Annotated in this window: 29 protein-coding genes and 1 tRNA gene; 15 read left to right on the forward strand and 15 right to left on the reverse strand. The window is 62.6% G+C overall.

Translation table 11 applies throughout. The annotated features are described in order from the left end of the window. Nucleotides 1-9: 9 nt before the first annotated feature. The 13 genes from PHE40_RS00720 to PHE40_RS00780 all read right to left on the reverse strand — a co-directional run bounded on the left by PHE40_RS00720 (nt 10) and on the right by PHE40_RS00780 (nt 11,339). Nucleotides 10-885 (reverse strand): S49 family peptidase, encoded by an 876-nt coding sequence (locus PHE40_RS00720; RefSeq protein WP_299956585.1) that lies wholly within the window; start codon nt 883-885, stop codon nt 10-12. After that, nucleotides 882-2,495 carry a phage portal protein gene (locus PHE40_RS00725; protein ID WP_299956588.1) on the reverse strand — a complete coding sequence of 538 codons (1,614 nt, stop codon included), beginning with the start codon at nt 2,493-2,495 and terminating at the stop codon, nt 882-884. The genes PHE40_RS00720 and PHE40_RS00725 overlap by 4 nt, the downstream gene beginning before the upstream one ends. Further along, complete coding sequence (gene gpW, locus PHE40_RS00730; RefSeq protein ID WP_299956591.1) at nt 2,495-2,779, reverse strand: gpW family head-tail joining protein; 285 nt, start codon at nt 2,777-2,779, stop codon at nt 2,495-2,497. Before gpW ends, PHE40_RS00725 begins: the two co-directional genes overlap by 1 nt. Then, nucleotides 2,776-4,851 (reverse strand): terminase gpA endonuclease subunit, encoded by a 2,076-nt coding sequence (locus PHE40_RS00735; protein ID WP_299956594.1) that lies wholly within the window; start codon nt 4,849-4,851, stop codon nt 2,776-2,778. Before PHE40_RS00735 ends, gpW begins: the two co-directional genes overlap by 4 nt. Then, nucleotides 4,826-5,398 carry a hypothetical protein gene (locus tag PHE40_RS00740; protein WP_408838239.1) on the reverse strand — a complete coding sequence of 191 codons (573 nt, stop codon included), beginning with the start codon at nt 5,396-5,398 and terminating at the stop codon, nt 4,826-4,828. The genes PHE40_RS00735 and PHE40_RS00740 overlap by 26 nt, the downstream gene beginning before the upstream one ends. 103 nt (nt 5,399-5,501) lie before the next feature. Then, nucleotides 5,502-6,179, reverse strand: a complete 678-nt coding sequence (locus tag PHE40_RS00745) for a hypothetical protein (protein WP_299956597.1) — start codon at nt 6,177-6,179, stop codon at nt 5,502-5,504. Between the two features lie 96 nt (nt 6,180-6,275). Continuing rightward, nucleotides 6,276-6,737, reverse strand: a complete 462-nt coding sequence (locus PHE40_RS00750) for a hypothetical protein (protein ID WP_299956600.1) — start codon at nt 6,735-6,737, stop codon at nt 6,276-6,278. 260 nt (nt 6,738-6,997) lie between these two features. Next, nucleotides 6,998-8,749, reverse strand: a complete 1,752-nt coding sequence (locus tag PHE40_RS00755; protein WP_299956603.1) for an ATP-binding protein — start codon at nt 8,747-8,749, stop codon at nt 6,998-7,000. Beyond that, complete coding sequence (locus PHE40_RS00760) at nt 8,746-9,414, reverse strand: hypothetical protein (RefSeq protein ID WP_299956606.1); 669 nt, start codon at nt 9,412-9,414, stop codon at nt 8,746-8,748. The genes PHE40_RS00755 and PHE40_RS00760 overlap by 4 nt, the downstream gene beginning before the upstream one ends. Then, nucleotides 9,414-10,181: a hypothetical protein gene (locus tag PHE40_RS00765; protein WP_299956609.1), complete on the reverse strand. Its 768-nt coding sequence runs from the start codon at nt 10,179-10,181 to the stop codon at nt 9,414-9,416. Before PHE40_RS00765 ends, PHE40_RS00760 begins: the two co-directional genes overlap by 1 nt. After that, nucleotides 10,178-10,609 (reverse strand): GcrA family cell cycle regulator, encoded by a 432-nt coding sequence (locus tag PHE40_RS00770; protein WP_299956612.1) that lies wholly within the window; start codon nt 10,607-10,609, stop codon nt 10,178-10,180. The genes PHE40_RS00765 and PHE40_RS00770 overlap by 4 nt, the downstream gene beginning before the upstream one ends. Continuing rightward, complete coding sequence (locus PHE40_RS00775; protein WP_299956614.1) at nt 10,606-11,049, reverse strand: phage regulatory CII family protein; 444 nt, start codon at nt 11,047-11,049, stop codon at nt 10,606-10,608. Before PHE40_RS00775 ends, PHE40_RS00770 begins: the two co-directional genes overlap by 4 nt. Nucleotides 11,050-11,069: 20 nt before the next feature. Beyond that, nucleotides 11,070-11,339, reverse strand: coding sequence for a hypothetical protein (locus tag PHE40_RS00780; RefSeq protein WP_299956617.1), 270 nt, complete (start codon nt 11,337-11,339; stop codon nt 11,070-11,072). 116 nt (nt 11,340-11,455) lie between these two features. On the opposite strand from PHE40_RS00780, the gene PHE40_RS00785 reads away from it, so the two are divergent. The 15 genes from PHE40_RS00785 (at nt 11,456) to PHE40_RS00855 (ending at nt 19,519) form a co-directional block, all read left to right on the forward strand. After that, the gene (locus tag PHE40_RS00785; protein WP_299956620.1) at nt 11,456-12,118 is read left to right on the forward strand and encodes a hypothetical protein; all 663 of its coding nucleotides are present in this window, start codon (nt 11,456-11,458) and stop codon (nt 12,116-12,118) included. 398 nt (nt 12,119-12,516) lie between these two features. Further along, entirely contained in the window at nt 12,517-12,936 is a 420-nt protein-coding gene (locus PHE40_RS00790) for a helix-turn-helix domain-containing protein (RefSeq protein ID WP_299956623.1), read from the forward strand. 93 nt (nt 12,937-13,029) lie between these two features. Next, nucleotides 13,030-13,347 (forward strand): hypothetical protein, encoded by a 318-nt coding sequence (locus PHE40_RS00795; RefSeq protein ID WP_299956626.1) that lies wholly within the window; start codon nt 13,030-13,032, stop codon nt 13,345-13,347. Then, complete coding sequence (locus PHE40_RS00800; protein WP_299956629.1) at nt 13,344-13,556, forward strand: hypothetical protein; 213 nt, start codon at nt 13,344-13,346, stop codon at nt 13,554-13,556. Before PHE40_RS00795 ends, PHE40_RS00800 begins: the two co-directional genes overlap by 4 nt. Then, on the forward strand, nt 13,556-13,813 hold the full coding sequence (locus PHE40_RS00805; RefSeq protein ID WP_299956632.1) for a hypothetical protein: 258 nt from the start codon (nt 13,556-13,558) through the stop codon (nt 13,811-13,813). Before PHE40_RS00800 ends, PHE40_RS00805 begins: the two co-directional genes overlap by 1 nt. Then, entirely contained in the window at nt 13,797-13,919 is a 123-nt protein-coding gene (locus PHE40_RS00810) for a hypothetical protein (RefSeq protein WP_299956635.1), read from the forward strand. Before PHE40_RS00805 ends, PHE40_RS00810 begins: the two co-directional genes overlap by 17 nt. 135 nt (nt 13,920-14,054) lie before the next feature. After that, a complete protein-coding gene (locus PHE40_RS00815; protein WP_299956638.1) occupies nt 14,055-14,258 on the forward strand; it encodes a hypothetical protein in 204 nt (67 codons plus the stop codon). Between the two features lie 11 nt (nt 14,259-14,269). Further along, nucleotides 14,270-15,946, forward strand: a complete 1,677-nt coding sequence (locus tag PHE40_RS00820) for a ParB/RepB/Spo0J family partition protein (protein ID WP_299956639.1) — start codon at nt 14,270-14,272, stop codon at nt 15,944-15,946. After that, nucleotides 15,946-16,488 carry a hypothetical protein gene (locus PHE40_RS00825; RefSeq protein ID WP_299956641.1) on the forward strand — a complete coding sequence of 181 codons (543 nt, stop codon included), beginning with the start codon at nt 15,946-15,948 and terminating at the stop codon, nt 16,486-16,488. Before PHE40_RS00820 ends, PHE40_RS00825 begins: the two co-directional genes overlap by 1 nt. Continuing rightward, nucleotides 16,485-16,862 carry an ASCH domain-containing protein gene (locus PHE40_RS00830; protein ID WP_299956643.1) on the forward strand — a complete coding sequence of 126 codons (378 nt, stop codon included), beginning with the start codon at nt 16,485-16,487 and terminating at the stop codon, nt 16,860-16,862. The genes PHE40_RS00825 and PHE40_RS00830 overlap by 4 nt, the downstream gene beginning before the upstream one ends. Further along, entirely contained in the window at nt 16,859-17,125 is a 267-nt protein-coding gene (locus PHE40_RS00835; protein WP_299956645.1) for a hypothetical protein, read from the forward strand. The genes PHE40_RS00830 and PHE40_RS00835 overlap by 4 nt, the downstream gene beginning before the upstream one ends. Beyond that, nucleotides 17,118-17,450, forward strand: a complete 333-nt coding sequence (locus PHE40_RS00840) for a DUF4326 domain-containing protein (RefSeq protein WP_299956648.1) — start codon at nt 17,118-17,120, stop codon at nt 17,448-17,450. The genes PHE40_RS00835 and PHE40_RS00840 overlap by 8 nt, the downstream gene beginning before the upstream one ends. 156 nt (nt 17,451-17,606) lie before the next feature. Then, the gene (locus tag PHE40_RS00845; RefSeq protein WP_299956651.1) at nt 17,607-18,689 is read left to right on the forward strand and encodes a site-specific integrase; all 1,083 of its coding nucleotides are present in this window, start codon (nt 17,607-17,609) and stop codon (nt 18,687-18,689) included. 105 nt (nt 18,690-18,794) lie between these two features. Continuing rightward, on the forward strand, nt 18,795-19,097 hold the full coding sequence (locus tag PHE40_RS00850; RefSeq protein WP_299956654.1) for a hypothetical protein: 303 nt from the start codon (nt 18,795-18,797) through the stop codon (nt 19,095-19,097). Between the two features lie 224 nt (nt 19,098-19,321). Next, entirely contained in the window at nt 19,322-19,519 is a 198-nt protein-coding gene (locus tag PHE40_RS00855) for a DNA-binding transcriptional regulator (protein WP_299956656.1), read from the forward strand. Nucleotides 19,520-19,662: 143 nt separating this feature from the next. Here the strand turns inward: PHE40_RS00855 and PHE40_RS00860 are convergent. Then, a tRNA-Val gene (locus PHE40_RS00860) sits at nt 19,663-19,737 on the reverse strand. 206 nt (nt 19,738-19,943) lie between these two features. Further along, complete coding sequence (gene dnaE, locus PHE40_RS00865; protein ID WP_299956658.1) at nt 19,944-23,357, reverse strand: DNA polymerase III subunit alpha; 3,414 nt, start codon at nt 23,355-23,357, stop codon at nt 19,944-19,946. Nucleotides 23,358-23,363: the final 6 nt, after the last annotated feature.

The raw sequence follows: 23,363 nt of genomic DNA on the forward strand, positions 1-23,363 counted from the left end.
CTCCAATCGTTAAAGCTGTTGTACCAATTGCCGGAAAGCCGCATCCGGCGGCATCACGGCATCCGCCAGGCCCGCGGCGACACCATCCTGGCCCATGAAACAGGCGGCCTGGGTGGACCTGATCCGCGACACAGACACGTTGCGGTTACGCGCGACCGTGGAGACGAACATCTCGCCCACCTCGTTCACCTCGTTCTGGATCTGCTTTTGCGCAGCGCCGAGCGGCATATATTCGTTGCCGTCGGTTTTATGCTCACCGTACTGAATGAGCGTGACGGTAATGCCCGCCTGCTCGATGGCCTTGGAATAATCGACATGCATGCACACCACGCCGATGGAGCCGGTGCCGCCGGTGCGCGGCACCGTGATCTGGTCGCACGCCGAGGCGATGGCGTAAGCGGCGGAATAGGCGCTCTCATCGAGAATTGCCCATAGCGGCTTGATGCCGCGCGCCGCGAAAATCTCATCGGACAGATCAAACGCACCGGCAACCTCGCCGCCGGGGCTGTCAATATCAAAGGCGATCGCCTTTACCGCAGGATCTGCCAACGCCGCAAAAAACGCCTGGCGGATGCCGTCATAGCCGGTCATCCCTGAATAGCTGCGCAGATACCCCAGGCGATGCACGAGCGTGCCGCGCACCGGAATCACCGCGACGCCGCCCACGGCATCATAACCACGGTCATTCGGGTCACCCTCACCAAAAGCTTGCTCCGATGTCTGCAAATTACCAAAACTCAGCGATTGGAAATCATGGTTGCCGCCCACGATGCGCGAGACGCCCAGCCGGTCGGCAATCGCGGAAACGATGATTTCGGCTTTTTGCGGGTGGATCGCCACCGGGCGATTAAAAACGCGCGCAGCCAAATGCGGAAAATTATTCATTGCGGGCGCTCCGTTTTCGCGGCGATCTCGGCCCCGCCCCAATCGGGCAGCGCCAGTTGAAGTGTCTTGAACATATCGACCTCACGGGCGCGCTGGGCGAGCACTTCTTCCCAATCCAGCCCTTGCTCGGCGCATTCCTGCTCCAGCGTGGTCAAACCCGCGTCCATGCGCAGCACGGCCGCCTGGGCTTCCTTCACCGGGTCCACCCAACCACGGGGCGGACCCATCCAGCGGCAGCGGGAATAGGCGGCGCGGGCCTCCAAAAAGTCCGGCGCATTGGCGGGCAGCGGCAGCTCGCCCCAGTCCATCGCTTCCTCAAGGAATGCGCCGAACACCGGCGAGGCAAACCCGGCCGCGAAGTCCTGGCGGCGGCGCGCCATGGTTTTCCAGCTTTCCAGCAGGGCGGCGCGGGCGGAGGAATAATTTACCTGCGACCAATCCTGCGAGAGCTGCTCATAGGTCATGCCCAGCGAGCTGGCGACGTTGCGCAGCATCGCGGACTCAAAGGCCGGAAAATTCGCGGCGGGCCGCGCGGCGTTGACCATTTGCAGTTTTTCGCCGGGGAACAGCGTGGCGATGCGTGAGCCGTTGAGCTGATATTTCCGATCGTTATGGAAACCGGCGCGCTGCTCCTGATACGAGCCGACATCGCCCACCAGGCCGTCCGCCACCAGCGCCGGGTCCATCGGGCTTTCAACGAAGGCGGCGAACATCGCGTTGATCACGGCGGCCTGCAATTCGGTGTCGTCATACTTCGCCAGCATCTTCATGCGCGCCAGCACGGGGGTGAGAATGCCACCTGCGGCGCGGTGCTGCCCGGCGCGGTCGGCATCGTAATCATGCAGCACGATCGGGCGCCCGAACTCAGATTCGCGGGGTAGCCGGTCCCAAACCAGCGATTTTGCGGCATCGTACCAATCGCCCTCATGCGCGCGGCGCACATGGTAGGCCAGGGCGGCGCCGTAATGGTCAATCTCAACGCCGCCGCGCAGGTTTTCGGTATCGAACATCATGTCCGGATTGCTCAGGCGGTCCGGGTCGATGATCTGCAGGGCGGTGGCGTAGGAGGCGCGGCCAAACCCCATGCGTTCGGGTATCCAAAGCAGCACCGCGAATGCTTCGCCGTCCACCAGCTTATGGCGAAACGCGAGGCGGAAAAGCTGCGGGATGGTGAGGCGGCGCGCCCCGTCGCAAAAGCGGCTGGGGTCATAGGCCCAGGTGCGCCACAGCGCCTCGGCGGCGCGGCCGAATTCCTCGGCCCATACGCTATCGGCCGCACAGCCCATCTGCGCGAGCGCGCGCCAGTCCGGCTGCGAAACCACTTTGAAATCACCGCCGATGGCACTGTCCAACAGCCGCGTAACGCCGCCGCTGGCCCAGCCATCGTTGCGCACCAGGTCGCGGATGCGGCCCACGATGCGGTCTCGCCACGGGTTGATCTCGACATCCGGCGACCATAGGCCGGGATGCCAGTCATCCATCTCGGTGGTGGCGTATTTGCCCGCATCATACGGCACGCCGCCGTTGCGGGCGCCGGTCATCGCCTGGAGCTTGGCGGCACGGATCGTCGCGGGCTGCACAACATCGCCCGCCGCGTCAAAAATCGGCATTAAAATCCAAACCTTATGGGGCGGCGGGCACGGGTGCCCAGGGCATAGGTGAGCTGGGTGATCCACATTTGCAGATCGCTCATTTTGGCGCGCGTGTAGGTAACTTGGCGGTGGCCGGAGCCCTCGGCATATTGCACGTTAACCACCTGCGCCCCGGTCATCAGCACGTTCATGGCGTTCTGCGCGCCGCTCAGCCAGAGCTGGAGCGTGACCTGGGGCACGCCGGCCAAGGCGCTTGGCACCGGCGGCGGAGCCTGCACCCAGACGGTGGTGCAGCCGCTCATGCGAGCCTCTGCGAAAGCGGGATGCGAGACGCCGGCGCCCGTGCCGTCTCAGGCTGCACGGGCGCGCTCGGGCTGCTCTCGGGGGGTGCATCGAGGGAAACCAAGTTAAAATTCTCGGGGCAATCGCGCGCCCATACCGGCAGCGCATCCCAGCGGAAGCGGCTGATGCCGAACAAAAACGCGAGCACATGCGTGCCCACCATCAAATCCAGCGCCTCGTTGGGCTGACCTTCCTGGCGGCGCGCCCAGCGGCCGGATTGTTGACGGTCTTCCGCCACCAGCTGCTCGAACCACGGATGCGGCGGCTTGTCGGCAGCCAAGGCGCGCGGAAAGCGGACAGACCAGGGCACATCCTCGGCCAGGATGAGCTGGCCGTTAAGGTCATCCTTGAAATTGTTGGGGTTGAACACGCCAAGCGGCACTTCACCGCGCGCCTGGGCGAGACGGTCCCCGCGCTGAGCGTTGGGATAGACCACCTGCAGGCGCGGCGCCTGGAGCGTGGATGCGCCCTTCATGGGCAGCACGGACCAAGCGGGGCGGCCATCGATACGGCCGAGCATGCGCAGCCCCCTTGCCGCTTTCAGGCGGCGCCAGGCATCATACGCCTGGGTGGTGACACCCGGCGCACCGGCGGAGTCAAACCCTACCACCAGCGCCTTCATGCCACGCCCAGGCTGCCCGGCGAGCGGCCATGCCGTTGTGGTAGCCAGCTTGAGCATATCGTTCCAATCCGCCGCCGAGGTGCCTGGAGAGGCTTCTATGCGGCGGAAATCAACCACGGTGGAGCGGCCGCCATCGCCCCAGCCGCGCGCCAGCAGCTCAAACCGGCTGCCCTGCACGTCAATAAACACCGTGATGAAGCACACCCAGGCGGGAACCACGCCCAAAACCAGATCCGCCTCGGCGCGGTCGGCCAGCATGGTGGCGTCGATGGTATCGGCATTTTTCTGGCGGGCAAGCGGCATACCCCATTGCTTGGAGATGACCTCCTTGAGCGCCCGGCGATCGTTATCGATCGCATATTTGCGTTCGGCGCGCACGCGGGCCACGGCCAAGCCGCCGATGCCGCCAAAAATGAAGGGCGACATCGCGCCCACAATCCAATGCCCGGCGATATCGCGCTTGACCAGCGCGCCGGTCACGGTGCCATCCTCATCGATCTGCTGGCCCTGGCCGATCCAGCGGCCGGTGAGGTTCATGGCGTAGCGCTGGCTGTCCTCGATGAGGCAGCCATTCACCGGGCAGAGCAACCGCGCCATGTCGCGGATCTCATCATCGGGGGCGCGATCGTTATAATGGATCGTCATCACCCGTGCGGCCGTGGGGTTGGGCGAGCTGTAGCAACCGCATTCCGGGCATTGCCAGACCCAGATGCGGCGGTCGCTGTCGCGGTACAGCTCCATGATGCCAGCATTCCAATCCTGCGGCTCCAGGCCCTCGGCGAGATCAGGATGGGAGAGGCACAGCAGCTTGGAACGCTCACCAAAGGTCTGGCGGCGCACATCGAGCAAGGATTTCGCGTTCGGTACGCCCTTACAAATGGCGTCCCACTCGTCGCCCAAGATACGTGGGGCACTTTTGGCAATAAAATTTGACATGATGCCGGCGAGGAATTGCACGGACATCGAGCCGAAACGTTTAAAAAACAGGCTGTTGTTCGAGAGGATGGCGCGCAGCTCCGGGTGATCCTGGATCATGCGCGTGATGTTGATTTTCGACTCGGTGGTGACCTGCGGCTCAGAGCCGGAATACCAGAGAAAATCCGCTGGGTCCGAGATCACAGAGGCAAATAACCAGTTGCGGCCGATTTCGGATTTGCCGCACTGGCCGGGGCCAGCCACCACCTGGGTGGGGTATGCGGTTTCAGAGAGTAAATCCATCGGCTCCATGAGAAAGGGCGCCTGGTCGTGGTTCCACCGGCCCACGTAGCCGCCGCCTTCGTTGCTCAGCCAGCGGTGCGCCGCCGCGCAGTCCGCCACGTTGACAGGCTCGGCCGGCAGAAACGCCTTGAGCGCCTCGGCGACCAGGTGCGCGCCGGAAGCAAAATTACCCGAAGAGAGAGCGAGGCTCATCGCCATCCTCCTTCGTCGCCAGGGCCGCCGTGGTGTCGCGAACGAACGCCGTTCGCGCTTCTGCAAACTCACGCTCTAGCACGCGCTTGACGGCTTCCGGCAGGTTATGGGCCTTACAGACACGATCGAGCGCGCTGTTCTGCATCTGGCCGTAGCGGCGGAACGCTTTTTCGAGCGCGTCGCGGACCTCATGTGTGGGAACCAGGAAGCGGCTTTCCTTCAGTTCCTCACGCTCAGCGGCGCGCAGTTTGACGGCTTTGAGCTTGTCATCGAGGGAAACCTCGGCGCCGGTCTCATCGCGCCGCGAGATCGGCAGGGTGAGCTGGGCCAGAGCCTCGTTGCGCTGAGCAGCGAGGGCGAGCTCCTCATCGCGCTTGGCCTGCAGAAAGGCGATGACGGCGCCAGCATCAAACCGCCATTGCTTCCCCATGCCGCCGCGCTCGATCACAGGCAGGTCAGGATAGTCCTGGATGAGCTTGCGGGCGGTCGGCAGGGAGCATTGGAGCTGCTGAGAAAGCTGATCCAGGTTCACCTCGACCATCAGCACAAACCACAACAAAAAATGGATTTTTCAATCCGCAAAGCGCGACCAAAACCGGGGTTTGAATTACCCCGGTGGGCGGATTTGGGCAGGAGGGACCCGCGGCTTTTCATAGAAACGAGTACAGTGCGATCTTGAGTTCTTCGGGGAAGATGCGTGCTGCATCTGCCTGCACCAGCGCATCGAACGGGAGCCTCACCCGATACTCGGGAGTTTTCTTCACAAATCGCATCAGGCAGACCACGCCGGTTTCTGTCCTGCGGTAAACTCCCGGCTTGAGATCGTTGACGTTATCGCCAACGCGCACCGCAAAGATTTGCCCCACTTCACTCTTATGCGCCCAGCCTTTTGTGCGGTTGGCTCGATAGCCACGTTCACCAAAAGCCCGCAATACCGAGAGTATTTTCACAACCTCGGCGCTTTGCTGGTTGCCATACTGGTTCATCGCGGCACCTTTACCCGGCACAAGAAACCCGCCGGGTTGCAGATATTGTGCCGAGGCCAACGCCTTTTCCGACCGCTTCTGGCGGCGTGGGCCGCCGTCCACTTCTGGGCCGAGGAAATACTCCGCCGGCGTGCCCTTGCCGCCGAACTCGCGCAGCAGCACGGCGGAGGCCATTGTCTGCTTGGTTGCGGGCACAGCGCGGGCGGCGTTAATGGCGTAGGGGGTTGGCCGGTCGAAGGCTTTTTCGATATGGCCTTTCATCAGGTCGCGGCATTTGTTGGCGGTGCGCGTGAGCGCCACAACGCAGGCAAACGGCATCTTGGTTTGGAACTCCGCCTTCAAATCCTCCCGCAACGCCTCTGCGGTGTCCCTGAACGAAATAAAGGCCACTCAAGCTCCCAACAAAAAACCCGCCGAGCTTTCGCTGGCGGGTTTGGTTCAGTGGCGCATCTCTGCACCAGAGCCGTTTTCATAGCCGTTCGTGAGGCGTTTGAGAAGCCCCTCGTAAATTATTTTTATCCCCTGCGCGTGCCTCCGCTGCACGCCCTTATAATCCATGTGCATCACCTCACCCAGGCGCCGCCAAGGGTACATGTGCACGCCGCTCAGCGGATGCACCATCAACCGGCATTGCACGATCCGGCGCACTTCCACCTTGCTTTCCGGGATCAACAGCACCCAATCGGGCAGCACTTCGTCCATCACGCGAATATCTTCCATCGTGGGGGCGGGTGCGCGCAGAACCGGCGCGTTGGTCCAGCTGAATGCGTCCCAGATGCTGCGCACGATCTCATGCTGCCTTTGTGCCAGCCCTGGCTTGTACCCCTTGTCAGGCATCGCCAGAAGCGTCTTTCCGGCACGTTCCAAACGGGCGATAATGTACTCCTCGCTGGCGGTCACAGAAACACAATCGGTCACAGGGCGGTCACAGCTATTTGTCACAGTTATTACCTTTATATATCAATAGTTTAGTAAAAGCTGTGACCCTGTGACCGCCTTAACCTGCTACAAAGAAAAAAACAGTGGTCGAAAACCGTTTTCTTAGCGCGTTCGTTTTTAGGGGTAACAGGGTCACAGCAGCCAAAATCAAGGCGTTAAGCGGTCACAGCTCCGGTCACAGGGCGGTCACAGCCTCTTTCAAAACGGTCACAGGTCACAGGTTAATCTTCGGAATGGCCATCTATATCGGCCCAGGAAATCCAGATCGCCTTTCCAGGCCCGATTTCACTTACCCTCACGTTCTCACGCGCCTTTTTCGCCGACGGCAATCGCCTCAGCTCCATAATCCAGCGCCCACCGTCATAGGGCGTACCTGCGAAGATCGCTTTCAGGGGTTGCCACCTGTCATCAATCCATAAACCGTCACCCTCGGCCAATCGCGGCACCGCGCGGCCCTGGCGGTCCACCAGGTCGCAGGCGCGCACCGGACGAATCCCCCAGCGCGATAATACCCGCACATACTGCTCGCGCAATGCGGTTTCTTCCGATAGGTCGCCGAAACATAATCGGAGAAGCTTGGCGATTGAATCCTCATCCGTGCTGCGGTCCAGTTTCACCACTTTGGAGAGCAGCATCGCCAGTACGGCGCGCGGCGCGCTATCTTGCCGCATCTCTTCCGCACCCACGATAAAACCAGCGACCATCTTCACCAATTGCATCGCCGTAATGGCATCGGGCAGGCCATTTTCGGCCAGCACCCAATAGCCGGCCAATATCGCGCCGAGCTGGTCCATCTCGCGCGCCACGCAGCCTGCGGCGCCCAAGGCGGTGCGGAATGCGCCCAGCGAATCCTTGTAGCGGTTAAATCCCTGCAACGCCCTGGCAAACAACGCAGGCCCCGCCGCCTTGGCGCGCGCGATGGCGGCATTCATCGGCGCGGTGTTATCCTCGCCCTCATCCGGCCGGAGCAGCTCCACGATAGCAAAGCGCGAGCGATGCTGCGGCTGCATCTCCGGCGGATTGATGCTGGCCATGATCGCGCTGCCGACAACCTCAATCGTCCGCACGCCGCCGTCCACCGTGCCGCGATGGCCTTTTGTGCCCTCGCCGCTGCTTGATGAGAGCACCATATCCAGCAGCACCTGCGCGCCCTGCCCACCGGCACGGTCTGAGCTTTCATCAATGAAAATCGGCAGCGCCCGCCCGGCCACCGCGCCCTCCACGCCGGCCTTGCTGGTCTCGTTGGTATAATGGCTCAGTGGCACCATGCCGTGCAGCAGCTCAAGCAATTTGCTCTTGCCGGAGTTGGAACCGCCGCAGATAAACCCGTTGGCGCGCCAGCTCAGCGCCGCGGCGAGATATCCCTGGCCAACCAGGCCGAGCGCGATGATCTCGCCGCCCTCGATCGCCAGCTTCCAAAAATTGCGGATATCATCGGCGAAATCCCGCGCCACCAGCACGTCCGCCGGTTTTGCCGCTGGATAGGCCATGCGCGGCGCGGTGGCGAAGATCTGCCCGGCCACTTTCTGCCCGGCGGGGAATTTTTCACCCTCGATGAAAAGCGCATCGCCGCAATGGGCCACCGGCACGCCGTTCTCGCCCAACCAAACCCCAGGCCGGCGGATGATCACATGCTCGCCGAACATCCCCGCCTCGCGGCAGGCGGACATCAGATACTCGCATGCTTTCGAGATTTTGAAGCCGTTAGGCTGCCCCTCGGGCGTAAAAGCCTTAAAGCTGCGCTCGAGCCATGCCATATCGCCCAAAAACAGCGCCGCCAGCTCTGCCCGCGCGCCCAGCTGGCGAGCCGACAAATCGCGCTTCTCGCCAACGATGTTGAGGAACCAGAACTTGCCGTTAAAATGCCCCAGCGGCGTTACCGGGCATGCAAGCTCTGTTTCATCTTCTGGCATCTGGTTATCCATGTTGCGCTTGCGCCTTGCCTGGGCGAGCGAAACCGGCGCCGCGCTCATGCCGCCACCAATATCTGCGGGCCGTCATAGGCGCGCTTGAGCTTTTTTTGCAGCGCCTGGCCGTGCGCCACGTCATCGGTGACAATTCCACCCGCGCACTGGCGCAGCCAATGGATATTCTCTTCTTCATCGCCCAGCAGCACCACGCCCGCGCATCCCGCACGAAACCAGGCATCCACCCCGCGAAACACCCGCACCGGCGCACCGGCATCAGCCGGATGCTGCGGCGAGCCGAGCACGCAGGTATTGCGCAGCAGCGTGCCGTAGCATCGCGCGAAATCCAGCGAGTACGCCACCAGATCAATAATATCCGGCCCAAAAACCGCGTTGGCGTAGCATTCCAGCGCCGGGTCATCCTCCACGGCGTTTTTCCACTCCTGCCAGTCGAGCGTGCCGAGCAGCGCCAGCTTGCGGGCGGAATACCCGGCGCGCACCGCCAGCAACCACACCCAGCTTTTCTGGCTCGCTTCATCCGGCCTGGGGTGAAGCTGCCAGATCACCGCGCCATCATCAGCCTTTTCCACCACCACCTGCGCCGCCACGGCGAGCGAGGCGAACGCTAGGGTGGGCGCATACACCGCGCGGCCATGCGGAAAGCGCCCGGCCTGCGCCTGCAGAACAAACCGCCCGCGGCACCACGAGATTATCCGTTCGAGGTCTTCCATCACGCACCCCGCCCGCGTTGCAGCTCGAATAGCGGCAGACCCAAGGCCACGCGCTTGGTGTTAACCACCTTCATGTCCAGATCGCTCTCGAACCCGTTGCAAATCCCGCGTTGCGCCGCCCAGGCGCGCGCTTCGTCAATGGAGACGCGGATTTTATGGCCGCTCAGCGGCTTGGCGGCGGCAGGCGGCGGCGCGGGCGCTGGCGCGGGCGCTACCGGCGGCAGCGGCGCCACAGGTTCCGGCGCTTTGGCAACCACCTCCGGCACGCTCGCCACCACCAGCGGCGGTTCCGCAACCACTTCCGGCACTTTGGCAACCGCCAGCACACGCGGCGGCAGAATTCCTTCAAGGCGGAGCTTGTGGAATTTAACAGATACGGCATTCGCGGTGGTCACCGGCGGCCCCGCCAGGCAATTCACCTCACTCATGATTGTATGCCAGTCATGCCCTTCCGCGCGCATCTCAATCAGCAGCGCCACACGGTCATCAGACCATTTATCGCGCGGATGCTTCGCCCCTGGCTGCGAAAAGACCGCCGGAGCTTTTGGCTCCGGCGGCAAGTTCAGGGAGGAAACGCCAGCAGCGGGCGCGGCGGGAGACTGGCCGTTGGAGGCAACCTCCGCATCCGCGCCGTTCCGTGGCGCTGGCCCCACGGAATTTGGTTGCACCGGAGCCGGACCATGCAGGAGCGACGCCGCCATGGATTTAAAAAGCAATTCCGCCGCCAGCCCAAACTCCAGCCGCACATTAACATTCACCTCGATCATGCCGCACTCCTCACTGTCGCTAATTCTTGATGTTGCCTGCAATACGGTTTGCCGGGCACGCCGGGCGCCTCGCAAAACCTAAACTCCGGCTTGCGCGGGTCGCCAAAGGGCCAGCAGCACGGCCTGGGGCGCATGGTGCTGGCCACAACTTCAACCGGCGGCATGGCGCGCACCGCCTCCACCGGCACGGGGCGGCGAACGCGCTCCACCATTGTGCCAGGAAGCCGCTCGATCTTTTTAACCGGCGCCCGCGCACCATCGCGCTTTATCGGGCTGCACCGCGCGGGCAATTTCAGCCGGTGCGCTTTGCCCAGCACGGAATTCTTGCTGGTCCCCATTTTTTCGGCGATTTCGCTGCCCGTAAGCCCATCAGCCCAAAAAGCGCGCAACCTGCGCACATTGTTTTCATCATCCCAGTTTATGCTCACGGCCGCGCCTCATCCGCGCGGCCCACATATTCCAGCGCCTCGCGGGAGGCATCTATCAGCTCGCGCAGATCATCCTGCAGCTTGCGGCGCTCCCGGTCCGAGATGCGCCGGTGCGAGAGCGCGGTGGAGATATCGCCGAACAACACCCCGGCATCCTGGCCGATCCGAGCCATCAGCACCGCAAGGTCGCTCTTGGCGCGCAACGGTTCCACCACCACCAGCGCACGGCCTTGCATCGCCGCCAGGGCGCTGGTGGCGTGCGGGCGGCCCGAGATCAACTCCAGATCAAGCACCACATCCAGCGGCGGCATCTTGTCAGATTCCACATTGCCGTAATCGGAGAGATGGCTGGGGCTAACGCGCGTGCAGCTCGCCGCGCAGGCGAGGCCGCCGAGGTCCGCCACCACCCGCTTGAACGCCGTTTTCAAACCGTTCCGCATCTGCAAATCGCACTGGCGCGTCATCCCCGCTTCCCTTCACGTTTAATTTCGGCGGCCACGCTCTCCGGCGTGGATACACGCTCCCAAACCGGCCGAGCCTGCGCATATTGCGGGGCATCGGCACCGGGCAGCACAACATAACCGGGCACTTGTGGCATGGTATCCAACCCGGCGCGGAAATCCTCAAGCCAGCGCAACGCCGGGCCGGGATACTCATCCTCAGCCGCCGCCACCACCGCCTCGGCGCACCGCGCCACCACGCCGCGCACAAGCTGGCCGATGGTCTTCATGCCGCCACCACCGGCAACATAGTCACCCCAGCGAAAGCTGGGGTCTCCCCTTGCCAACCCAACCGCAACGCAGGATTGTTGCGCCGCCGGTAATCAGGCCGGGAAGGAGAAAACTCATGAAGGTTATAAAATCGTTTTTTGTTGCCGCCCTGGCCCTTTTGGTTATCGTGTTTGTCGTCAGCGCCATCGGCGGAAACAACCAACCCGCAGCCAACCAACCCAACAACCAAACTGAACCGGCGGGGGCAGCTCAAGCCATTCAGCAAACGGCGGCGCCAGCCGTTCCGGTGCCGCCTATGGAAGCTAAAATTATAAGCATCGTGAATGACTACGCCGCCAAATACGACGCCGCCCCCAACCAAATGGCTCAAGGTGCTCTTCGCCCTGCACGCGCCCGCGAAATCTGCCACGTCATGGCGGCTCTCAATGGCGCCGCAGACCCATTTCAACTGAACAACTGGGTAGGCATAGTGCAAACCCTGAGTTCCAACAATGATGGCAAAGGCGTTTTGGCGATCGCGATCAGCGGCAATACCATCTTCACCACCTGGAACAACGATTTGTCCGATATCGGCGACAACACCCTCATTCAGCCAGGAACCGCCCTGCTCACCAAAGCCTCCGCCCTCAGTGTGGGGCAGCAGGTCTATTTCAGCGGCAGGGTATTTGTAAACAAAAAGGATTGTCTTGAGGAACAAAGCCTTACCATGGACGGTGCCATGAAAAATCCAGCCTTTACCTTCAAATTCACTGACGTTCGTCCGGTCTCGGCCAACTAGCCCCACGCCTGCCCGGCCGGGAGTCTTGCCACTCACCAGCCGGGCGTAACGCATCCGCATGACGGGGTGAGGAAATCCCGTCACGGTGCGTTCCATGTTATTCACAAGGCTGATCCCACTATATCGAGACCGGAGGCGCTCTCCGGTGCCCAGTTCACCCCGAGACGCTTGGCGACGCGCCAGACGGAAATATGGAATGCCGCCGGTATTTCATTTCGCGTGCCCCACATGCTCACGGCCTTGGGAGACGCCCCTATTTCCGCGCCTAATGGCCCCGGACCGCCCAATGCTAGAATGAGGTCTCTGATCTCCATGCCGGTTTTAAACCACATAACGTGGATTCCATGCAACCATTATGTGGAGAGAGTTTTATAAGCATACGGCCCACAATTGGTGGCATGACAAAAGTGAAAAAACCGCAAGACATCATGATGATGGCAGGACTCAGACTCAAAGCCGTGCGCCTCACGCTCGGCTTTGACCGGCAGGACACGTTTGCGGCAAAACTTGGGTGCACGCCCACACGTTACAACAACTGGGAGACTGGAGAACGCTTCCCGGCGCCGGAGGTCATGGTTCGTATTCTCCAATTGTTCGGGATCGGGCCAGATTTCATCTACGGCGGCTCCATGCGGGGCATACCTAACGACTATTCGGATATCCTTGAGCAAAAATGCGCCGAACTTGGCGCGGTCATTCACGCGCCAACCGCCGAATGGCCGATGCAAAAACGTCCTGGGCCCCCTCGGCTGCCAGGCGCAGTGCCCAAGCTGCGTGCAAAACCCCACGGAACCCTGCACGAACCGAGAAAAACTTAGGGCGTTGACCCACTAAACCACATATCGTGGATTTTTCTTGACATGAGTTCCACATAACGTGGATAACGCTTCCATCAACCCGATGGAGGCATCATGCTTACGCAATCTCCCCCCGCCGCGAACGCCGGTCGCCCGCCTTGCACATTCAGCGAGACGATGGAGCCCACCCGCGTCATGGTGGTCAATTTCCACGGCGAGCCGCTGGGCATGGGCCAGTGCCTTGCCCGTCACCTGCACATGGGCGCGCTGCACGGCTATCTGGTGGCGCTGGATGATGGCACGCGCCTTTCGGTAACGCCGCACAACATCCGCGACCCTGAGAACGTGGTGATGCCGCCCATCCAGAGCTGGGCGCTGAACCGCATTGCACGGTCGATCCCCACCGATGACACGCCGCCGAGCGCCGCATGATGCACCAGCCGCCCGATAAAACCGGCCGCCTGCTCAAGGCGATCGAGCAGGCGCTGAAAGCCCGCCATGAGCGCGTTGAGGCGGAGCGCAGCGTCACCAATCTGCGCGTGGCCGAGGGCTTCGCGATGTTTCACCTGGGCCTCGCCTACGCCACTTGCAACGATGAGATGCCGTCCGAGGATCTCCCCGAGCCTGGAGGCGTTGCCTGATGATCTTTGAAACGCCCTTCAGCCGCGTCATAGACCTCTCGAACCTGCCGTGGGGCACCGGCCATCTTATCCTCTGCTCGCTGCGCAACCCGCGCTGTTCGTCCGATCTGGTGCTGGTTCTGGCTGATAGTATCGCCGAGCTGCGCGCCCACCTCACCACCAACCCGGTGTACGCCCAAGCCTGCGCCCGTACCGAGGCCGCGCTGCGCGACCTCGCCCCGCTTTACGCCGGAGGCACCGATGCAGCCGCGCTATAAATCCGTGGCGCTCCTGGGGTTCGTCTTCGGCCTCGCCTTCATGGCGGTGGCCAAATACCTCATCGCCGCCGCGATGGTCTACGATGCGCTGGTGATGGCGCTATGACCCACAACGACAAAACCGCCGCGGCGGCAGCGCTCACGGCGCTGGGCATTCTCGCCCTGAGTATCGCTCTCTTCTGGTAAAACCAGCCGTTTTTTTCAACCGCCGCGAACGCCGTTCGCGTGAAAGCGCCACATAATGGCAACCATATCATTCGATGTTTCCGATTACCTCTACGAGCTGACAACGCAAGAGCTTCTAACGGAACTTACGCGCCGGACCGGCAGAAGCCTGGTAGCTTGCGGCTTCACTTATTCAAAAGCCGACCTGATCGCGGCGATCGACGCCGGCGACGGGACACACATCAACATCGTGATCGATAATCTCGACCTCTCGACCTGAAAGCATCAGCCATGGCCCCCAAACCCAAACTAACGCCTGAGCAAATCGCCGCCATCGCCGCGCGCCTGGAGGCGGACCCGTCGCTCACCGCCGCCGCCGAGGCGCAGGCCGCCGGCGTGCATGAGGCCAGCCTCTCGCGCGCGCTGGCGAAACACCGCGCCACGCTGCCCGGCGCTGCTCCTGGCGCGTCCATCGTGGAGCTGCACCATGCATCTCTCCATCCCTCGGCCTATAACCCGCGCAAAACCTTTGATGACGACAAAATCGAGGAGCTGGCGGCGAGCATCGCCAAAAGCGGGTTATTGCAAAACCTTGTGGCGCGGCCTGCCTTTGCGCCAGGGCAATTCGAGATCATCGATGGAGAACGCCGCTGGCGCGCGATCAAACTGCTGATTGAGCGCAACGGCCATGCCGATCTCATCCCGGTCAAAATCATCGAGACGGATGCCGCAACACACCAGATGCTCAGCCTGCTGGCCAATCTGCAGCGCGAGAACGTGCCGCCGCTGGAAGAGGCGGACGGCATCGCCGCCCTCCACGCCATGGACCCGCAGACATGGACCACGGCCGAGATCGCCGCCAGCATCGGCCGCAGCCAGCGCTATGTGCAGCACCGTCTCGCGATCGCCAACAATCTGGTCGTTCCCGCCAAGGTGCTGCTGCGCCGGGGCTATATCACCATAGAGGCAGCGCGCCTGCTCGCGGCCGAGCCGCACACAACGCAGCTTACCGCGCTGGCGGATTACGATTGCGCCGAGATCACCGAGGCCACCGAGTTTGACGATGCCGAGACTGATTACACCATCACCACCGAGGAAATCGCAGGCGCCATCTCCTGGATACACCGCCAGGCCGAGCAAGAGAAAGCCGACGCCGCCAAAGCCGCGACCCCGCCGCCCGAGGCGCAGATGCGCCTGGATGCCCCCGGCCGCGCCGAGCGCGCCGACGCCGGGGATGCCGGGGATGACGATGCCCCCACCGCCGAACCCGCCGCCACGGCACCCGCCGAGGATGAACCCGCCGCCGAGCTGTTCACCAGGGCGCATATCTACCACGCCCACCAGCGCAAAACCCAGGCGCTGCAACGCGCCGTGGCCGAGGCGCACACCCATGCAATGCGCCTGGTTATCATGGCGCTGCTGGGTCCCCAGAGCGTGGTGCTCCTGAGCCGCAAATACGGATGGAGCGATGACATGCCCGAGGATGACGAGCAGATCGAGAACATCATCACCAGGCATCTCGCGGGCGTGGAGCCACCCGAATATCTGGGTGAGACCAAGCAAGAGCTGGCTTTGTGGAAGCACCTCTGCGGGTTGGAGGTGCTGGCGCTCACCGAGCTGTTCGCCGCCGTGGTGGCGCGCCAGGTGCATACGCCATCCGGCCACCAGGCGTTGCTGGGCGATAACCCCCTGGCCGAGGCCGTGGCCAAAACCCTCGGCGTGGCCGGTGATGAGGCGGACCACGGGCTGACCATCCGTGATGAGCAGGACCTCGCCGGCCTGCGCAAACCCTTGCTGCTGGCCGTGGCCGAGGCCACCCACACCGCCGGCATAACCTCCAGCACCCGCACGGCGGACGTAACCAGCGGCATCCTCGGGCGCCTGCTGAACCACGACTACATCCTCCCCACGCTGAAATTCGCCAGCACCAAGGCGATAGAGAGCGCGATTAAGAAGATGGTGGCGTGATGAATAGCCCGCTCATCAACACAACGCCGGAGCATTGGACGGCTACGGGAATTTTCAGTTTCCGCCGTGGATTATTCGGAGGTGCAGTCCTGTACATTGAAGAGATCAAAAGTGAATTTCGGCCTAAGTTTTCCGGCCATACCCCGGCCAACTGGATTTTGGCCCACCGCTGGCGCCGCGCCAAATTGCATGAGGCGCGGTCCATCCACTCCCGCAAAACCGCTCCATTTTTTCACCACAAAATTCAAGAAATGGTGCCGCGCATGAGCACCCAAATTTTACCAGAGGCGCTATTCTACGCCGCGCTGATAGACGCAAAAATCTGCCCGCAGACGCTCGAAGAATTACGCAGCGTTGTGCCGGGAAGCTGCATGCGGCGTAAGCTGGATGCAGTATTAGCGGCGCACAACCACCTCGTAGCCCAAGCCGTGAAAGCGGCGCGGATTGAGGCGCTGCGGGAGGCTTCTGAAATAGTGGGTATGCCGCTCCCGGAGCGTATTGCAGCGTTTCAACGCCTAATCGACAAGGAGGAAGCGAAATGATCACCTCCGGTTTCCCCATCGCCCTATCCATCCGCCAGCCCTGGGCATGGCTCATCGTCAATGGTCACAAAGACCTGGAAAACCGCGACTGGCCCACCAAATTTCGCGGCCGCGTGCTCATCCATACCGGCAAAAAATATGATGATGGATTTACCACTGACGCAAGAGGCTGGCCATGGGCCTTCATCGATCCGCCGCAACACTTCGATCTGGGCGGCATCATCGGCGAGGCCGAGATCGTGGATTGCATCACCGCCAGCAGTTCGCCTTGGTTCCAAGGTCCATACGCCTTCGTGCTGCGCAACGCCAAACCGCTGCCTTTTGTGCCCTACAGGGGCAAGCTTGGTTTTTTTGAAGTGGAGATGATGTTGTGAACGACGAACAAAAAAAACTTGCGCGCCACGCTTTGGGACTTCGAAACGGGCAAAAAACGTCCTGCCGCAACCATTTTGTGGCAGGTGTCGGCCATACAGATTGGTCGAATCTCATGGAGATGGTAAAATCCGGCGATGCCATCATGCGAAAAGGGTCGGTATTGTCCGGCGATGATCCAGTCTTTTTTATTACCGCTCAAGGTGCAAAAGCCGCGATTTTACCGGGCGAGAAGCTTTGCGCAAAAGACTTTCCCAATGCCTGACCGCCCCCGCCGCATTCGCCTTTCCCGCGCCAAAGGCTGGAAGATGCCAGAGAACACCGTGAAGGTTGACCGCACAACTCCATGGGGCAATCCCTTTGTCGTCGGGGAGTTCAGCGTCGCCGCCGACTGCGTGGAACACTATAAAATGATGCTCGCAGGCTATCTCACCATTAGTTGCAGCGCAGAGGTTTATCACGCACAGCGCGCCGTCCGGGATCATGCCGCCAAACACCTACCCACGCTGCGCGGCAAAAACCTCGCTTGCTGGTGTGCGCTCGGCGCCCCCTGTCATGCCGACGTGCTGCTGGAGATCGCCAATGCCTGACCGCCCCCTAACCCTGGAGCAAGCCGCCGCCTATTTCAGCGTCTCTCCGCGCAAATTGCGCGAGCTGGTGCGCCAGCATCACCCAAGGGTGTTGCGTCCTGGGCGTGATCTGTTGTTCGATGCTCAGGCGATCAACGATCTAACGGAGGCGATGCGATGCCACTCAATTTGCGCAAACGCGGTGAAATCTGGCACGCGCGGGGCACGGTCCGTGTCGGCACGGACTCAATCCACATCGCCGAATTCAGCACAGGAGCGCGTTCGCGAACTGCTGCGGAAGCCATCGCCGGAGAACGAGAAGCCCAGATCCGCCGCGAGGGGCTTGAGGGCGATCGAGGGCGGCAAGCGCGCCTGACTATATCAGACTGTTTTGCCGCCTACCTCACCCGCCCCGGCGGCATCAAATCCTACGACAAATCCCGCATCGATGATTTCAACGAGCACCTCGGCCCCCGCAAGCTGGCCGAGGCATCTGCCGCATGGGCCGAATGGGTCGCCACCCGCGGCGCCAAAATGGCGCCGGCCACCGTCGCACGCTGGCGCGCTATTTTCATGGCAGCCCTGCGCACCGGGACTGAGGCGCTGGATGCCCCGCTGCCCAAAATTCCCGCCGTCACCGGCAAAACCGAGCAGACCCTGCGCACCCTCACAGACCAGGAGCGCACGGCCCTGCTGGCCGCGTACAACCCCGCCGCCGCGCCGGTGTTCCTCACCCTCGCCTACCAGGGCCTGCGCACGCAGGAGGCGCTGCGGCTAGACTGGCGGCATGTGTTCTGGGTCAACGCCGGTAGCCTCTACATTCCCCGCAGCAAATCGGGCAAACCCCGCAGCGTGCCGATGCACGCCAAGGTGCGCGCCAGGCTATACCAAATCTGGGAAGCCGCCGGCAAACCCGAATCCGGCCCCGTGTTCCTCTCCAGCCGCCGCGAAGCCGCCCAAACCCCCGAGCAAGCCACCCGCGCCGGCAGCCAGCAGCGCCCCCGCCTGCCCTATGCCGACACCAAGGGCAAAGGCGGCAACCCGCTTAAACGCGCCCACCAAACCGCATGCAAAGCCGCCGGCGTGCAAAACTTCCGCATCCACGACTGGCGCCACGACTGCGCCGCCCGCATGGTCATGGCCGGGGTGGACATGCTCACCATCATGAAACTCTTCGGCTGGAGCGACCTGCGCATGGTCCAAATTTATGCCAGCATCACCTCAGACCACATGGCCGAAGCCGTGCAGAAAATTGCTTAACTGCCGCAAATAATGCTTGCGCTATGCGCTCATTGAGCGCATACATAATTCACCGAGCCGGTTTGGTTCGGACCGCGCCTCGGGGACCAGGGGCAGAGATGTAAGATGCACATCATTCTTCCCCACGCTCATTTCGACGCTGCCCACCTTGAAGCCGTTAAAGCCGAGATGCTCACGCTGGGCGCTCCCGCCATCCTGGCTATCGACTGCGGCGATCACTACGTTGCCCTGGAGGGTGCCCACCGCATCCGCGCCGCGCACGACCTCGGCCTGACCCCTGTGATTATCGAGGTCGAATACGATGCCGACGCAGAGACGGATGATGTCGCTCCCGGCTCCTACCAGGACAACTACACCCTGGCCGAGATCGTTGGCCGGGCGCACAAGTCCGTCCCAATGGAGTTTTGAGCTATGACAAGTCACCCCAATCGTTCGCGCGGCCCGTACACAGCCGCAATCGGAGGAAGCTCTTGGTCTCACGGGCCAACCGCTGAGTTTTCCACGATCCGTGAGGCCCGTGCCTGGGCCGAGGAGTACGGCAACACCGCCGATTACTGCACCATCACTGACAAAAAAGGCCGCGTTGTTGCCAGCCACCGTCAAGTCAACGGCCACTGGTATCGGGTGGCACCATGACCCCCGCCGAACTCCACGCCGCCCGTACTGCCTTGGGGATGACCCAGGGCGCGCTTGCATCAGCTCTGGGCGTCGGGCGCCGCACAATCCAGCAATACGAGGCCGGTGATCGTGCAATACCCGAGCTGGTGGCGCGAATTGTCCGCGCGGCCATAAAAAACCGAGAAATACTTAACGCGATTGCGGCCGCATAAGCGGAACACCCCATGAACACACTGCCCAGATTTTGCCCAGATGACAGCGTGGAATCATGTTCTGTTCCGCTATTTCGCGTCTTGATTCGCCAGGGAAAGCCCCTGGTATAACGTCATAAACCATTGATTTCTTTAAGAGGATTTGGTGGGCGCGACAGGGATTGAACCTGTGACCCCCACCATGTCAAGGTGGTGCTCTACCGCTGCGCTACGCGCCCATATCCGCCGCGGTGTTTAGCCGTGTTGCGTTTTGGAGGCAAGTGCCCTTGTGACGGATGGTTCAGGATTTCGGATGGAAACGCGGATCGCCGGTGCGCGGGCGCGGGTAAAACGGCGGGCAGGCAGCCGGAAACCTGGGTTGGGCGGTAGGCGAGAACACGCACATGCCCCGCAGGGCCGGGGATGTTGAGGGTCTCAAAATTGTTTACATATCCTCGACACGCTCCACGCCGGGGATAAGTTTCATCGCCTGCGCCAGCCGGGCGGTGACGTTAAAACCGCCGGGGAGGATGACATCGAGATTGCGCTCCAGCCCGGTTTTAGGAACCAGCGTGACGCGGCCTCGGCCTTTGCCCTCACGCTCCAGCAGGGAGCGGATATGCGCCAGGGCCTCGGTGCGGTCCAGCCAGATGCGCAAACTGGCACCAGCCTTGGCGGCGGCATCGTCAAGCGGGGTGACATCCACGGCGGTGATGCGCAGCGATTCGCCTTCGATCTTCACATCGGCGGTGACCAGCAGGGCCGTGCCCTCGACCAGGATTTCGCGCACGCGGCCCAGCACCTCGGAAAACAGAGTGACCTCGAAGCTGCCCTCCATGTCCGAGAGGGTGAGCCAGAGCATACGGCTGCCGGTGCGGGTGATGCGCTCCTTTTTGGCGCCCACGGTGCCCGCGAGTTTAAGCCGCGTGGCCCCCGCCTGTGCCCGGCGCTCGATACTGCCGGAGGCGGCCACGCCGAGGCGCTTGAGCGCGATGGCATACATATCCAGCGGGTGGGCGCTCACATGAAAGCCGATGGCCTCGGCCTCGGCGGCCAGGCGGTCGGTTTCGGGCCAGTCCGGGATGCTGGGCAGGCGGATGCTCTCAGGCTCCACGCCGCCGAACAGGCCGATCTGGCCGGATTGCTTCTCCTCCGCCTGCGCCTGCGCGGTGCGGATGATGGCCTCCGCCGCGCTGAACACCCTGGCGCGGTTGGGCTCAAGGGATTCGAACGCGCCGGCCTTGGCGAGGATTTCGACATGCGCGCGGGTCAGGGATTTGGGGTCGATGCGGGCGGCGAAATCGGAAATGTCCTTGAAGGGCCTGTTGCCGCGCGCCTTGGCGAGATCCGCCATCGCGGCGATGCCGACCCGCTTGATGGCGCCCAGTGCGTAGCGGATGGCGAGGCTGCCATCGGGCAGGGTTTCCGGTTTGAAGTCGGCGCCGGAATAATTGACATCAGGCGGGAGCACCTGGATGCCCATGCGCATTGCGTCGGCGCGCAGGATCGCCAGCTTGTCGGTGTTGGTGATGGATAACGACATGCACGCGGCGAGGAAGGGAACGGGGTGGTTGGCGCGCAGATAGGCGGTTTGGTACGAGACCAGCGCATAGGCCGCCGCGTGGGATTTGTTGAAGCCGTAATCGGCGAATTTCGCCATGAGATCGAAGATCTCGTTGGCTTTTTCCTCGGTGAAGCCCTGCTTCAAGGCGCCTTCGCAGAAGATTTTGCGCTGGGCGTCCATCTCGGCGCGGATTTTCTTGCCCATGGCGCGGCGCAGCAGATCCGCCCCGGCGAGGGAGTATCCCGCCATCACCTGGGCGATTTGCATCACCTGCTCCTGATAGACGATGACGCCGTAGGTCTCGGCCAGGATGTCATGAATCGCGACATCCGGCGCGGTCCAGGCGGCGCCGTGCTTGCGGGCGCAATAGTCGGGGATGTTGGCCATCGGGCCGGGCCGGTTGAGCGCCTGGATGGCGATGAGGTCCTCGAAACGGTCCGGGCGCATCTGTTGCAGGGCGCTGCGGTAACCCTGGGTTTCAAAGGTGAACACGCCGCCGGTGTCGCCGCGCGCGATCATCTCATAGGTTTTCAGATCATCCATCGGGATGGCGGAAAGGTCGATCTCGATGCCCTGCTCGCGCAGGAAGCCGAGCGCGCGGTCCAGCACAGTCAATGTCGTCAGGCCCAAAAAGTCAAACTTCACCAGCCCGGCCTGCTCGACGTATTTCATCGAGAACTGAGTGACCAGCATCTCCGAACGGGGGTCTTTATAGAGCGGGACGAGCTGGTCGAGCGGACGGTCGCCGATGACGACGCCGGCGGCGTGGGTGCTGGCGTGGCGGTAGAGACCTTCGATCTGCAAGGCGATTTCCATAAGCCGGGCCAGGCCTTCGTCAGAATCGCGCAGCTCGCGCAGCTTCACCTCACCGTCGATCGCCTGTTGCAGCGTCACCGGCTTGGCCGGGTTGTTGGGGATGAGCTCGGCCACCTTGTTGACCTGGCCGTAGGGCAGGCCCAGCACGCGGCCAACATCGCGCACCGCCGCGCGGGCTTGCAGCTTGCCGAAGGTGATGATCTGCGCGACGCGCTCGGCGCCGTATTCGCGGGTGACGTAGGCGATCACCTCGTCGCGGCGCTCCTGGCAGAAGTCGATATCGAAATCGGGCATGGAGACGCGCTCAGGGTTGAGGAAGCGCTCGAAGAGGAGGCCATAGCGCAAGGGATCAAGATCGGTGATCAGCAGCGCCCAGGCGACGACGGAACCAGCGCCGGAACCACGGCCGGGGCCGACGGGGATTTTCTGCTCCTTCGCCCATTGGATGAAATCCGCCACGATGAGGAAGTAGCCGGGGAAGCCCATCTGGACGATGGTGCCCAGCTCGAATTCAAGCCGCTTGCGATAGGGTTCACGCGCCTCTTCCGGCAGACCCTGCGCATTCAGCCGGGCTTCCAGCCCTTCCTCGGCCATGGCGCGCACCGTCTGCGCCTCGGTGGTGCCGGGGCGGACTTTTGGGCAGGTGGGCAGCAGGGGCTTGCGCGATTGCGCCATCACCGCGCAGGAACGCGCGATGGCCAGCGTGTTATCGCAGGCTTCGGGCAAGTCCGCGAATAATGCGCGCATGGTGGCGGCGGGCTTGAACCAGTGCTCGGGCGTAACGCGGCGGCGCTCCGGCTCGGCCAGCACCCGGCCCTCGGCGATGCAGAGCAGCGCGTCATGCGCCTGGTGCATCGAGGATTTGGCGAAAAAGCACTCGTTGGTGGCAACCAGCGGCAGGGCGCGCGCATCGGCCAGGGTGATCAGGCCGGGTTCGATGGCCTGTTCCAATTTTTCACCATGGCGTTGCAGCTCCACCGCGATGCGGTTGGGAAAGGCTTCCGCCAGGGCGGCGAGATATGCCTCGGCCGCGGCCATCTGCCCCTCGGCGAGCAACCGGCCGATGGGGCCGTGCGCGCCACCGGTGAGCAGAAACAGGCCCTCGGCATGGGCGAGCAAGGTCTCCAGGGTGATCTGCGGTTTTGGCGCGCCATCAGAGAACAGATAGCTGGCGGAGGAGAGTTTTTGCAGATTGGCGAAGCCGGCCGGGGTTTGCGCCAGCAGCACCACCGGGTCCGGCGCCAGGTTGACGCCGCCGCGCGCCAGGCCAAGCTGGCAGCCGATGATGGGCTGCACCCCGGCGCCAGCGCAGTATTGCGAGAACTCCAGCGCGCCGAACATGTTGGAGCTGTCAGTGATCGCCACCGCGGGCATGGAGAGCTCACGCGCCAGTGCGGCGATCTTGTCCGGTTTGATCGCGCCCTCAGACAGCGAGAAGGCGGAATGGACCCGCAGATGGACGAAAGTCTCGTAAGGCATGGCGAC

The organism is Acidocella sp. (assembly GCF_028687955.1).
Classification (GTDB): domain Bacteria; phylum Pseudomonadota; class Alphaproteobacteria; order Acetobacterales; family Acetobacteraceae; genus Acidocella.